Raw genomic sequence first — 13,196 nt, forward strand, 5'->3', positions numbered from 1 at the left:
GCAGGCGCCTCAATTACAATGACAATCACACACTCACCCCTTCAACGCTTTCCCCGCAATTACCCCGATAAACTCCAGCACCTGCTTTTGCTTACGCGCGGAGATTTTTTCCACGGCGCGCAGGGATTTCATCAGTTCTGACTCTTCGGGTTCGGCGGTGCGGGCGGTGAGTACGATGCAGCCTTGCATTACCCGCACATCAACGTCGGTGCCGGTGTCGAATCCGGCGGCTTTCAGCCACTGGCCCTTCATCACGATGGACGGAAACCGGACGTACTTCACCGGAATACGGCTGTAATCAGGATAACGGCTCGCATAACCCACCTTCAGGCGACGGTTATCTGCGGCTTGGACTTCTGGATCAAATGAAACTGCAATACAATGCGTATCAGTCATGATGGCTATTCTCGTGAAATAGTTACTGTGATTAGTGATGCGGAGGTGTTGGCGCACCTTCGCATCGCGCTAATAAAACCCCTGTAAATTACGCCAGTATCCTGGGGGAAGTCCAGATGTAAATAAGATGAAATAAGCGCGAATTGCACGCTTTCGGAATAAATAGAAAACCCACTCATCACAATAGATTCGGTATTATTCATCGTATTTATTCATTACCTTTCACACGCCTGAATATCCCCACGTTCCAGAAAAAAACGCCTGTCGGCATCTGGCCAAAAATGCGATCTCACTCACTGAAGCAAATAGCAAACTCTGAAACAACACGGTTTTGTACACTTTGCTTTACACTTTTAGTGATGTGAATCACAAATATCACTCCGTGAAGTGATCCGACTCTCACAAAATGAGGTGTACTCATTCACCAATACATTATGCGCCCAGCCTGGAAAGTTATGTTTTCAGTATTTCCACTCTCCGCAGACACACTACGACGAATGACAAATCGAAACGCAAAAAAAACTTGTTGAATATTAACGGGTAAAAAAATGACGTGTGATTTGCATCACCCACATTTACAGCTTTTTAAATTATTGCCAGTGATTAATGTTGACCGGGCTATTTCCATAATCAATCAAATCTTGCATAGTGCCTCCACATTATTTCTCCCCCTGACTCAGGAGGCGAATAGTTATATTTCATCAGGATTTGTTGATGAACCAGGTATGATTTACTTCACATTAATACGTACATGACCACTGTTACTGGAGAAACAAAATGAATTATCCGGCAGAACCCTTCCGTATTAAAAGCGTTGAAACTGTATCTATGATCCCGCGTGATGAACGCCTCAAGAAAATGCAGGAAGCGGGTTACAATACTTTCCTGTTAAATTCGAAAGATATTTATATTGACCTGCTGACAGACAGTGGCACTAACGCAATGAGCGACAAGCAGTGGGCCGGAATGATGATGGGTGATGAAGCGTACGCGGGCAGCGAAAACTTCTATCATCTGGAAAGAACAGTGCAGGAACTGTTTGGCTTTAAACATATTGTTCCAACTCACCAGGGGCGTGGCGCAGAAAACCTGTTATCGCAGCTGGCTATTAAACCTGGGCAATATGTTGCCGGGAATATGTATTTCACTACCACCCGTTATCACCAGGAAAAAAATGGTGCGGTGTTTGTCGATATCGTTCGTGACGAAGCGCACGATGCCGGTCTGAATATTGCGTTTAAAGGTGATATCGATCTTAAAAAATTACAAAAGCTGATTGATGAAAAAGGCGCAGAGAATATTGCGTATATCTGCCTGGCGGTGACGGTTAACCTCGCGGGTGGGCAGCCGGTCTCCATGGCTAACATGCGTGCGGTGCGTGAACTGACAGAAGCGCATGGCATTAAAGTGTTCTACGACGCTACCCGCTGCGTAGAAAACGCCTACTTTATCAAAGAGCAAGAGCAGGGCTTTGAGAACAAGAGCATCGCCGAGATCGTGCATGAGATGTTCAGCTACGCCGACGGTTGTACCATGAGTGGTAAAAAAGACTGTCTGGTGAACATCGGCGGCTTCCTGTGCATGAACGATGACGAAATGTTCTCTTCTGCCAAAGAGTTAGTCGTGGTCTACGAAGGGATGCCATCTTACGGCGGCCTGGCCGGACGTGATATGGAAGCGATGGCGATTGGCCTGCGCGAAGCCATGCAGTACGAATATATTGAGCACCGCGTGAAGCAGGTTCGCTATCTGGGCGACAAACTGAAAGCCGCTGGCGTACCGATTGTTGAACCGGTAGGCGGTCATGCGGTATTCCTCGATGCGCGTCGCTTCTGCGAGCATCTGACGCAAGATGAGTTCCCGGCACAAAGTCTGGCTGCCAGCATCTATGTGGAAACCGGCGTGCGCAGCATGGAGCGCGGAATTATCTCTGCGGGCCGTAATAACGTGACCGGTGAACACCACAGACCGAAACTGGAAACCGTGCGTCTGACTATTCCACGTCGTGTTTATACCTACGCACATATGGATGTTGTGGCTGACGGTATTATTAAACTTTACCAGCACAAAGAAGATATTCGCGGGCTGAAGTTTATTTACGAGCCGAAGCAGTTGCGTTTCTTTACTGCACGCTTTGATTACATCTAAAAAATAGTTATGGCCCCATCACGTGATGGGGCTTTTTTGTATTCCTTTTCCATGAACAGGAAACCTTTGCGGTGCCCGTTACCGTGACATAACTAAAAAAAAGTAAACCCTGACTCCGACATTTTTATTATCCGCATGATGTACAAATGACAGCTGTAATTATAACGAATAGTCTACAGGAACATTTATCATGGATATTAATGCCATTGAGCGACAGAGTAGTACCCCCGGACTGATTAGCGGAACCATGTTGGTTATCGCGACCGTAGTGGGTGGCGGGATGTTCTCCCTGCCGATTGCGATGGCCGGCGTATGGTTCCCCGGTGCGTCTGTTATTCTTCTATTTATCGCCATCATGATGTTATTAACCGGTCTGATGCTGGTCGAAGTTAACCTGCATTATGGCGCCGGTGCCAGTTTTAATACTTTTACTCAGGATTTATTAGGCCGGAAGTGGAATATCGTGGTTGGTATCGCTTTCGGCTTTGTGCTGTATATTCTGACCTATGCCTATATCTCCGGTTCGTCGGCGGTGATGGCGCAAACCGTGTTCAAATACAGCGGTGTGCGCTTTCCGGCGAATATCTCGGTGGTGATAGTCAGTATGCTGGTCGGCGCGATTGCCTGGTACAGCTCCCTGCTGGTTGGACGCATCACTACCGTGCTGATTATCGGTAAGTTTGTGGCGTTCTTTGCCACGTTCTCCGGGCTGATTGGCCATATCGAAGTGGCAAAACTCATCGACAGCGTGGCGGTGGCGTTGCCCAATTCGCAGTATCTGCCGTACATCCTGATGACGCTGCCGTTCTGTATTATCTCGTTTGGTTTTCACGGTAACGTGCCGAGCCTGGTCAAACTGTATGGCACAAGCGGAGTCTCGAATATTACGCGTTCGATTATCATCGGTACACTGTTTGCTCTGCTGCTGTATATTTTCTGGCTGGGCGTGACGATGGGTAACATCAGCCGTTCCTCATTCCCGCCGATTATCGCCAAAGGCGGCAATATCGATGTGTTTGTCGATGCCATCAGCGGGCTGTTCACCAGCCGGTATATGGATCTGATCCTCACCTTTTTCGGCAACTTCGCGGTAGCCAGTTCCCTGCTGGCGGCGACGCTTGGCCTGTTCGATTACATCGCCGACCTGTTTCACTTCCCGGACGACGGCATGGGCCGCCTGAAAACCGCGCTGGTGACCTACTTCCCGCCAGCCGCCGTGTGCTTCTTCTTCCCGAACGGTTTTGTGCACGCGATTGGTTACGCCGGTCTGGCCTTTACCATCTGGAGCGTGATCCTGCCGCCGTTCCTGGTGAAAGCCGCGCGGAAACGTTTCCCAACCGCCAGCTATACCGCGCCCTGTAATAACACCGTGCTTAACCTGGTGATTGTCTGCGGAGCGGTTGTCTATCTGACGGTTGTTCTGGACGTATTTGGTCTGCTGCCAACGTTTCGTTAGACGGAGTCAAAATGAAAAACGTGTTGTCTGTTCAGTCGTCGGTCGTTTATGGCTATGCCGGAAATAAAGCCGCTGTGTTGCCGATGCAGCTCTCGGGGATCGATGTCTGGCCGTTTTACACCGTACAGTTTTCCAACCACACCCAATATGGGATGTGGCAGGGTATGGCGATGCCGCACGGCGAGCTGAGCGCGATCATCAGCGGGTTGGATGACCTGCAAAAGCTGGCGCAATGCGATGCCGTATTGTCCGGGTATCTTGGAGATAAACGCCATTGTGAAGAGGTGAAGCACGCGGTCACCACCATTCGTCAGCGTAATCCGCAGGCGCTCTATTTTTGCGATCCGGTAATGGGCGACCCGCAAAAAGGCTGCATTGTCGCGCAGGGCGTGGAGTCATTTTTTGTCGATGACGCCATTCAACTGGCCGACATGATGGGACCGAATCTCTATGAGCTGGGCGTGCTGACGGGCAGACAACTGCGTAGTTTTGACGAGGTGGTGGAAGCGGCGCGGCAGCTGGTGTCGTGGGGCGTAAAGAAGGTGCTGGTGAAGCATCTCGGCGCCTGTTCGCGGAACAAACAGGCGTTTGAAATGCTGCTGGTGACGCCGGAACAAACGTTACACATTGCCCGGCCGCTGTATACCTTTGCCAAAATGCCGGTCGGCGTTGGGGATCTGATTTGCAGCGTGATGCTGGCCTCACTGCTCAATGGTTATGAGGACAAGCTGGCGCTGGAGCGGACCACCAGTGTTGTTGACGCGGTAATGCGGCTGACGAAAGAGCATGATTCGTATGAACTGCGGCTGATAGACGCGCGCCACCAGATTATGGACCCACAGGTTCGCTATCAGGCAACGGTGATCTGAAGCCGCAAGGGGGCTCTGTGTTTCTGACATTGCTGAGGTTTCAGCATCCGCTGGTCTACCGTTTTGCATGGCTTCGTATTTGGGTTGTGATGTTAAGAGCGTGCGGACTGCGTAAGAGAAAGGGGTGAACATTTTACGCTGCTGCCGGATGCGGCTAGCGCCTTATCCGGCCTACAAATGAGCGTGAAACGCAGGCCTACAAATGAATGCGAAACGTAGGCCTGATAAGCGAAGCGCCATCAGGCATAAGTGCCCAGTATTACACGCGGAAGTAGCGTGGTGGAATCAACGCGGAAAAGGCGTCGAACTTCTTCACCATCTTTTTCCAGAACAACATAACAACAATCCTCGATTTGAAACATCGGCGCTATTTTAGTCAGCGCCGACAAATCGTAAAGTCTGTCGCCTCGTTCCGTTTCCGGGGAGGTGTAAACCTTTTTGGTCACCGCGTCGTCAAATACGGTTGCCGCAAATTTGACGGGGTTGACAATGGCTTACGCCATAAACCAGTAATAAAAGAGGCCAACCTTTAAGCCGAGGATCACGATATAGGCGCAGCAGTATTTCATGGTGCCAGACATGATCTGGTTGGCCTGACCGTCCATTTTTGTGGCGGATACCGCGATAGCGATGCTTTGCGGCGAAATCATTTTCCCGCCCGTTGCGCCAGAAGTGTTGGCCGCCGCCAGCCAGTTGGGATCGATATGCAGTTTGCTGGCGGCAATGGTTTGCAGTTTTCCGAACAAAATGTTCGAGTTGGTATCGCTGCCGGTAACGAACGTGCCCAGCGCGCCAATCACCGGAGCGAGGAAGACGTACGAGCTGCCGGTCAGATCGACAATTGACTGTGCCAGCGTGGAGATAATCCCGCTGAGATCCATCACCGTGGCCAGCGCGACGATCGCCATAATCGCGACGATAGAGTTTTTAAGCTGGAAAATCGTTTTGATAAATACTTCCAGCATCCCGCGTGCGGACGCTCCCTGAATAAAACCACCGATAATGGTCGCAAAGATGATCAGCATCCCTGGCGTGGTCACCCATTCAACTTTCAACGCCATCGTTTTGCCGTCAGCCAACGTGAAATGTAGCACCGAGGCCAGTTGTGAGGCTGCGCCTTTTATCGTCGGGAAAAGCGGCGAACACATCAGGATAAACACAAAAATAAACAGATAAATAGAGCCAACTCGGAACAACACTTTTGCCGAGCGCGGCGTGGTTTCGCGGGTATGGCTGACTTCAATTCGCCACTCGGGATCGGTTTTCCCTTTACGCAGACGGCTAACCATCGCCACGGCAAACAGGCTGACCAGGCTACCGGCAAAGGCGGGTAATTCAGCACCGAGATGAATAGCGACAAAATACTGCGGAATCAGCGTGGTAATACCGCAAATCAACGTGATCAGAAATACGCCGCGAATGGCTTTCAGGCCGCCGCCAATAATGCAGACAATCACAAACGGCAGCAGGATATTAAACAGCGCGAGCTGCAGAATAATGGTTCCGCCTAAGGTATAAACCGGCAGGTTAACCTGTTCCGCCAGAATAGAAACCGGGATCCCGACCGCGCCGAATGCAGTGGGAACGGTATTTGCCACCAGAGAGGCAATCGCCGCCTTCAGCGGATTGAAACCCAGTGCGATAAGAATGCCGATCGGAATGGCGACCGCTGTACCATAACCCGCCGCGGCTTCAAGAAATCCACCAAAGCACCATGAAATCAGCAGCACCTGAATACGCTTATCTTCGCTTATACTGGCGAGAATATCGCGCAGAATATCCAGCGCTTTGGTCGCCTGCATGACGTTATAACTGAAGATAGCGCCGAGGATCACGATCACAATCGGCCATAATCCCTTCAGCGCGCCATAGCCTATCGCGGCTTTCAGATTTTGTACGGGCATTTCCCAGAATATTGCCGATAGTGCAGCGGTGAATACCAAAGAGATCAGTACTGAATAATGGATGGGCATTTTCAATTTCAATATTAAAAATACCATCAGTAGTAACGGAGAGAGTGCCAGGGCAAACATAAAATATTCGTTCATTGCTATTCCCAATTGGTTCATTAAACCTGATTTATATTTATGGTGGGGAGGCTACATTGCTGTTCTAATAAAGTATGCAAACTGAATCGCTTCAGTGAATAAAGTAATTATGATTTGTAGTTTTGTAACTATTGTAATCTTTTAATTAAAATCCAATGCCGGGTAAATATACTTAAGTGCCGATTGAATACCTATAAGTAGTTATTTAATAAACTTTTTAATAATGGTAGTGACAACAGTGGTAATCACCTGAAACTGTTTTCTAAGGTGTTAATAACGCTGTGGTTTCCAATGTAAAAATGTGAGCGAGGCCGAAATAAATAAACCAGGGTATTGCATGTGCGAGTCGATTAGGGGATTATTTGGTTTTGTCATACAAATGAAAATACAGACATTTGCGATTGTCCTGATATAAGAAGAGGAGAGTCGTCATCAAAGGAAAACGATCAGAGCATCACCATGAACCCAGGTATTGGTAAAACCAGCAAACAGAAAAACTGGGCATGAAATACGAATGAACATTTGTTTGATATCGCGATATCAAGCGCAATAAACAGAAATGAAGCAATGGAGTAGTTATTGTGAATGTAAATTTCTTTGTTACCTGTATTGGTGACGCACTGAAATCACGGATGGCACGAGACTCCGTATTGCTGCTGGAAAAACTGGGTTGTCGCGTTAATTTCCCCGAGAAGCAAGGGTGTTGCGGTCAGCCAGCCATCAACAGCGGTTACATCAAAGAGGCGATCCCCGGGATGAAAAACCTGATCGCCGCCCTGGAAGACAACGACGATCCGATTATCTCCCCGGCAGGCTCCTGCACCTACGCGGTAAAAAGCTACCCGACGTATCTGGCGGATGAGCCTGAATGGGCGCTGCGCGCCGAGAAGGTTGCCGGACGTATGCAGGATCTCACCTCTTTTATCGTCAACAAACTGGGCGTGGTGGACGTGGGTGCCAGCCTGCAGGGCCGCGCTGTGTATCACCCTTCGTGCAGCCTGACCCGCAAACTGGGGGTGAAGGAAGAGCCGCTCACGCTGCTGAAAAACGTGCGCGGACTGGAGCTGTTGACGTTTGCCGATCAGGACACCTGCTGCGGCTTTGGCGGGACGTTCTCGGTCAAGATGGCCGAGATCTCCGGCGAGATGGTGAAAGAGAAAGTTTTACATCTGATGGATGCGAAGCCGGAGTTTTTGATCGGCGCTGACGTCAGCTGCCTGCTGAATATTGGCGGCCGACTGCAACGCGAAGGCCAGCCGGTCAAAGTGATGCATATTGCTGAAGTGCTGATGAGCCGCTGAGGGGAAAGAGATGTCGATAAAAACCAGCGATGTAGAATTTAAACTGCGCATTCGTCAGCAGATCGAAGATCCGATCATGCGCAAAGCCGTGGCCAACGCGCAGGAGCGTATTGGTGCGAATCGGCAGAAAATGGTTGATGAGCTAGGCCACTGGGAAGACTGGCGCGATCGTGCCAGCCAGATCCGCGATCACGTTCTGAGCAACCTCGACGCTTACCTGTATCAACTCTCCGAGAAAGTGACGGAAAACGGCGGCCACGTCTATTTCGCCAAAACCAAAGAAGACGCCACCCGCTATATTCTGCAGGTTGCGCAGAGTAAAAATGCGAAGAAGGTGGTGAAGTCCAAGTCGATGGTGACCGAAGAGATCGGTGTCAACCATGTGCTGCAGGATGCGGGAATTCAGGTGATCGAAACCGATCTCGGAGAATATATCCTGCAGTTGGATCAGGATCCGCCTTCGCACGTCGTGGTCCCGGCTATTCATAAAGATCGGTACCAGATCCGCCGCGTGCTGAACGAACGTCTGGGGTATGACGGCCCGGAAACTCCGGAAGCCATGACCTTGTTCATTCGCCAGAAGATCCGCGAGGATTTCCTCAGTGCCGAAATCGGTATTACCGGCTGTAACTTTGCCGTGGCGGAAACCGGCTCTGTTTGTCTGGTGACCAACGAAGGCAACGCGCGCATGTGTACCACGCTGCCGAAAACGCACATTGCGGTGATGGGCATGGAGCGTATCGCGCCGACCTTTGCCGAGGTGGATGTGCTGATCACCATGCTGGCGCGCAGCGCTGTGGGCGCACGTCTGACGGGCTACAACACCTGGCTGACCGGCCCACGCGAGGCGGATAACGTCGACGGCCCGGAAGAGTTCCATCTGGTGATTGTCGATAACGGCCGCTCGCAGGTGCTGGGCTCAGAGTTTCGCGATGTGCTGCGCTGCATCCGCTGCGGGGCTTGTATGAACACCTGCCCGGCGTACCGCCACATTGGCGGACACGGTTATGGTTCTATCTATCCCGGCCCTATCGGCGCGGTGATCTCTCCGCTGCTCGGCGGCTATAAAGATTTTAAAGATCTGCCATACGCCTGTTCATTATGCACGGCCTGTGACAGCGTTTGTCCGGTTAAGATTCCGCTGTCAAAACTGATCCTGCGTCATCGCCGGGTGATGGCCGAGGAGGGCATTACGCCGAAAGCCGAGCGACGGGCGATCAAAATGTTCGCCTACGCCAATAGCCATCCGGGGCTGTGGAAAGTCGGGATGATGGCGGGCGCACATGCGGCGAGCTGGTTTATCAATGGCGGCAAAACGCCGCTCAAGGTTGGCGCGATTGGTGACTGGATGGAGGCGCGCGATCTGCCTGATGCCGACGGCGAGAGCTTCCGTAGCTGGTTTAAGAAACATCAGGCGCAGGAGAAAAAGAATGGATAACCGTACCGCGTTTTTAAATACCATCGCCCAGGCGCTGGGTCGCCCGCTGCGCTTCGAACCGCAAGCGGATGTCGCGCCGGTTAACAACTATGCTAACGAGCGCCTGACCGAACTTAGCCCGCAGCAGCGCTGCGATGCGTTTGTCCAGTTTGCCAGTGAAGTGATGCTGGCTCGCTGTGAGCTGACTCGCGAAGATCAGGCCGCAGACGCGGCGCTCCGTCTGTGCGAAGAATTGGGTCAGCAGCCGGTGGTGCTGAGCGGCGACAGCCGGCTGGCGGCACTGGGCATTACCGAACGCTTGCAACAGGAATGCAACGCCGTGGTCTGGGATCCGGCGCGTGGCAGCGAAAATATTACCCAGGCTGAAAAGGCGAAAGTGGGCGTGGTGTATGCTGAGTATGGCCTGACCGAGTCCGGCGGCGTGGTGCTGTTTTCCGCGCCGGAGCGCGGGCGTTCCCTGAGCCTGTTGCCGGAATCCTCAATTTTCGTGCTGCGTAAAAGCACTATCCTGCCGCGCGTGGCGCAACTGGCAGAAAAACTGCATCAGAAGGCGCAGGCCGGTGAGCGTATGCCATCGTGCATTAACATCATCAGTGGACCCAGCTCGACGGCAGATATTGAGCTTATCAAGGTGGTTGGAGTGCATGGCCCGGTGAAGGCGGTGTATCTGATTATTGAGGATTGTTGAGGCAGGATAGGATGGATAACCGCTCTGGCGCTGCGGGCCAGAGCGGTATCGACGTTATGCAATCATGCTGATGATCAATACGATAATCAGGCCAACCACGGAGTTCACCAGCTCCAGCAGACCCCAGGTTTTCAGCGTATCCTTCACCGACAGGTCAAAGTAGCCTTTGAACAGCCAGAACGAGGCATCGTTGATATGGGTCAGGGTGTTGGAGCCCGCCGCCGTTGCCAGTACCAGTAACGCCGGATCGACGCCCACCAGTTGACCGGTTGCCGGGTCGAGAATGGCGGCGCTAATAATCCCTGCTGCCGTCATGGCTGAGACTACGCCCTGACCCGTTGCCAGACGAATCAGCACGGTTATCAACCACGCCATGATGTACGGAGAGATATTGCCGTGTGACAACAGCATGCCGATGGTATCGCCAATGCCGGTATCAATAATGGTCTGCTTCAGTACGCCGCCCGCGCCGATGATCAGGATCACCATGGCGATGCTTTTCACCGCGTTTTCAAAGGCATTCATCACCCACTGCATGTCGTGACCACGCGCGGTACCAAACAGCACGAAGGCGACAACCATAGCGATAAACATTGCAATCGGTGAAGAGCCTAAGAAGTTGACCACTTCCCACGCCTGCGTCCCTTTCACCAGCCAGATGTTGGCTATGGTGGTGGAGATCATGATGATCGCCGGGATCAGCGGCACCAGGATAGAAACACCGAAGGATGGCAGGTTATTCTGGTCAACCGGTACGTCTGCCTTCATGAATGACGGCGTTGGGCGATCGAGGTTGCCGAGGAACTTCGGCAGGATAAGCCCGGCGCAGATCACGCTCGGAATGGTCACCAGAATACCGTAGATGTAGACCATGCCCATGTCCGCGCCGTAGGCGTTAACCAGCGCCACCGGACCCGGCTGTGGTGGGAACAGCGAGTGGGCGGTGGTGGCGGCGGCAACGGCAGGAATCGCCAGCTTGAGGAACGGGATCTTCGCTTCTGCTGCAATGACGATCACCAGCGGCGCCAGCATAATAAATGCCACTTCATAGAACATCGCCAGGCCGAAGATCAGACCAATAATGATTACCGACAGCTGCACATAGCGCAGGCCGAGGCGCGCCAGCAGCGTATGGGCAATCTGATGCGCCGCCCCGGAATCAACCATCAGCTTACCGATGACCGCCCCGAATACCACGATAATCGCCAGTTCACCCAGCGTGCTGCCAAAGCCGGATTTCATGGTGTGCAGCAGCTCCATTAAATCCATACCCGCCAGCATACCGACCGAGAGCGCCGCCAGCAGCAGGGCGACCATCGAGTTTATTTTGAATCTTAGATTGAGCACCAGCATCAGACCGATGCCGAATACGACCCACAGAATATTGAGAACGTGCATATAACGTCTACCTTTATTGGTTGAACTATTATTATTTTGGTTGAGATGTTACATATATTGGTTAACCATTGATGCGATGAATGTCACATTGCGTTACATGTTTACATTCTTACTGAGCAACATGGCCGTAAAATGGCGATCTCAATAGAATAAATCGTGATTTGGTTAACCAATTTTAAGCTTCAGGTTGACATGTCATACCAAAAGGAGGAATTTATGTGCCATATCGTCGAGTCCATAACGTAACGAGGAATAAAACATGGAACAGACATGGCGCTGGTATGGTCCTAACGATCCGGTCACCTTAGCGGATGTACGTCAGGCGGGTGCCACAGGCGTTGTCACCGCCTTGCACCATATCCCGAACGGGGAAGTGTGGACGGTTGATGAGATCCTAAAACGCAAAGCCATTATTGAGCAGGCGGGCCTGGTCTGGTCGGTCGTCGAAAGCGTGCCGATCCACGAAGACATTAAAACCCGTTCCGGCAACTATCTGCAGTGGATCGCCAACTACCAGCAAAGCCTGCGTAACCTGGCTCAGTGCGGTATTCGTACCGTGTGCTACAACTTCATGCCGGTTCTCGACTGGACCCGTACCGACCTGGAATACGTTCTGCCGGACGGCTCCAAAGCGCTGCGTTTTGACCAGATTGAATTTGCCGCCTTTGAGCTGCATATCCTCCAGCGTCCGGGCGCGGAAGCGGACTACACCGCCGAAGAGATAGCTCAGGCAAATGAACGCTTCGCCACCATGAGCGATGAAGACAAAGCGCGTCTGACCCGCAACATCATCGCCGGTCTGCCGGGTGCGGAAGAGGGCTACACCCTCGACCAGTTCCGCCAGCATCTTGCGCGCTACAAAGATATCGACAAAGCCGCGCTGCGTGAGAATTTCGCCGTCTTCCTGAAGGCGATTATTCCGGTGGCGGAAGAAGCTGGCGTACGCATGGCGGTACACCCGGACGATCCGCCGCGCCCGATCCTTGGCCTGCCGCGCATTGTTTCCACGGTGGAAGACATGCAGTGGATGGTCGATACGGTCAACAGCATGGCGAACGGTTTCACCATGTGCACCGGCTCCTATGGCGTGCGGGCGGACAACGATCTGGTCGACATGATCAAACAGTTTGGCCCACGCATTTACTTCACCCATCTGCGCTCCACGCTGCGTGAAGATAACCCGAAAACCTTCCATGAAGCGGCGCATCTTAATGGCGATGTCGACATGTACGAGGTGGTGAAAGCGATCGTTGAAGAAGAACAACGCCGTAAAGCCGAGGGTAAAGAGGATCTGATCCCGATGCGTCCGGACCATGGCCACCAGATGCTGGACGATCTGAAAAAGAAAACCAACCCAGGCTACTCCGCGATTGGTCGCCTGAAAGGGCTGGCGGAAGTGCGCGGCGTTGAGATGGCTATCCAGCGCGCTTTCTTCAGCCGCTAAAGCGAGTTGC

At 52.2% G+C, this 13,196-nt stretch carries 10 protein-coding genes; 7 read left to right on the forward strand and 3 right to left on the reverse strand.

Annotated features, from left to right (window positions below; all coding sequences use genetic code 11):
• Positions 1-33: 33 nt before the first annotated feature.
• Positions 34-396, reverse strand: a complete 363-nt coding sequence (gene symE, locus E6P06_RS06995) for an endoribonuclease SymE (RefSeq protein WP_139935065.1) — start codon at positions 394-396, stop codon at positions 34-36.
• A gap of 777 nt (positions 397-1,173) precedes the next feature.
• On the opposite strand from symE, the gene E6P06_RS07000 reads away from it, so the two are divergent.
• From E6P06_RS07000 to pdxY, 3 genes are all read left to right on the forward strand, one after another.
• Complete coding sequence (locus E6P06_RS07000) at positions 1,174-2,544, forward strand: tyrosine phenol-lyase (RefSeq protein WP_003837154.1); 1,371 nt, start codon at positions 1,174-1,176, stop codon at positions 2,542-2,544.
• Positions 2,545-2,734: 190 nt separating this feature from the next.
• Positions 2,735-4,000: an aromatic amino acid transporter gene (locus E6P06_RS07005; protein WP_139935066.1), complete on the forward strand. Its 1,266-nt coding sequence runs from the start codon at positions 2,735-2,737 to the stop codon at positions 3,998-4,000.
• Between the two features lie 11 nt (positions 4,001-4,011).
• The gene (gene pdxY / locus E6P06_RS07010) at positions 4,012-4,869 is read left to right on the forward strand and encodes a pyridoxal kinase PdxY (protein WP_106902675.1); all 858 of its coding nucleotides are present in this window, start codon (positions 4,012-4,014) and stop codon (positions 4,867-4,869) included.
• A 494-nt stretch (positions 4,870-5,363) separates the two neighbouring features.
• Here the strand turns inward: pdxY and E6P06_RS07015 are convergent, their stop codons facing one another.
• Positions 5,364-6,917 (reverse strand): L-lactate permease, encoded by a 1,554-nt coding sequence (locus tag E6P06_RS07015; RefSeq protein ID WP_046670860.1) that lies wholly within the window; start codon positions 6,915-6,917, stop codon positions 5,364-5,366.
• A gap of 581 nt (positions 6,918-7,498) precedes the next feature.
• Between E6P06_RS07015 and E6P06_RS07020 the strand changes: the two genes are divergently transcribed.
• Genes E6P06_RS07020 through E6P06_RS07030 form a run of 3 tightly spaced genes read left to right on the forward strand, consistent with a single transcriptional unit; the run spans position 7,499 to position 10,344 of the window.
• The gene (locus E6P06_RS07020; RefSeq protein WP_003845579.1) at positions 7,499-8,218 is read left to right on the forward strand and encodes a (Fe-S)-binding protein; all 720 of its coding nucleotides are present in this window, start codon (positions 7,499-7,501) and stop codon (positions 8,216-8,218) included.
• A gap of 10 nt (positions 8,219-8,228) precedes the next feature.
• Positions 8,229-9,656: a LutB/LldF family L-lactate oxidation iron-sulfur protein gene (locus tag E6P06_RS07025; protein WP_003033254.1), complete on the forward strand. Its 1,428-nt coding sequence runs from the start codon at positions 8,229-8,231 to the stop codon at positions 9,654-9,656.
• Positions 9,649-10,344, forward strand: a complete 696-nt coding sequence (locus E6P06_RS07030; protein ID WP_003837166.1) for a lactate utilization protein C — start codon at positions 9,649-9,651, stop codon at positions 10,342-10,344. The genes E6P06_RS07025 and E6P06_RS07030 overlap by 8 nt, the downstream gene beginning before the upstream one ends.
• Positions 10,345-10,398: 54 nt before the next feature.
• Here the strand turns inward: E6P06_RS07030 and gntP are convergent, their stop codons facing one another.
• The gene (gene gntP, locus E6P06_RS07035; protein WP_139935067.1) at positions 10,399-11,742 is read right to left on the reverse strand and encodes a gluconate permease GntP; all 1,344 of its coding nucleotides are present in this window, start codon (positions 11,740-11,742) and stop codon (positions 10,399-10,401) included.
• 259 nt (positions 11,743-12,001) lie between these two features.
• On the opposite strand from gntP, the gene uxuA reads away from it, so the two are divergent.
• Positions 12,002-13,186 carry a mannonate dehydratase gene (gene uxuA, locus E6P06_RS07040; RefSeq protein WP_003837169.1) on the forward strand — a complete coding sequence of 395 codons (1,185 nt, stop codon included), beginning with the start codon at positions 12,002-12,004 and terminating at the stop codon, positions 13,184-13,186.
• The last annotated feature ends 10 nt before the right edge of the window (positions 13,187-13,196 follow it).

The organism is Citrobacter sp. CF971 (assembly GCF_006385635.1).
GTDB lineage: Bacteria > Pseudomonadota > Gammaproteobacteria > Enterobacterales > Enterobacteriaceae > Citrobacter > Citrobacter freundii.

Coding starts and splice junctions, on each gene's coding strand:
- symE (WP_139935065.1), bottom strand. CDS start 396: ATGACTGATACGCATTGTATTGCAGTTTCATTTGATCCAGAAGTCCAA.
- E6P06_RS07000 (WP_003837154.1), top strand. CDS start 1,174: ATGAATTATCCGGCAGAACCCTTCCGTATTAAAAGCGTTGAAACTGTA.
- E6P06_RS07005 (WP_139935066.1), top strand. CDS start 2,735: ATGGATATTAATGCCATTGAGCGACAGAGTAGTACCCCCGGACTGATT.
- pdxY (WP_106902675.1), top strand. CDS start 4,012: ATGAAAAACGTGTTGTCTGTTCAGTCGTCGGTCGTTTATGGCTATGCC.
- E6P06_RS07015 (WP_046670860.1), bottom strand. CDS start 6,917: ATGAACGAATATTTTATGTTTGCCCTGGCACTCTCTCCGTTACTACTG.
- E6P06_RS07025 (WP_003033254.1), top strand. CDS start 8,229: ATGTCGATAAAAACCAGCGATGTAGAATTTAAACTGCGCATTCGTCAG.
- E6P06_RS07030 (WP_003837166.1), top strand. CDS start 9,649: ATGGATAACCGTACCGCGTTTTTAAATACCATCGCCCAGGCGCTGGGT.
- gntP (WP_139935067.1), bottom strand. CDS start 11,742: ATGCACGTTCTCAATATTCTGTGGGTCGTATTCGGCATCGGTCTGATG.
- uxuA (WP_003837169.1), top strand. CDS start 12,002: ATGGAACAGACATGGCGCTGGTATGGTCCTAACGATCCGGTCACCTTA.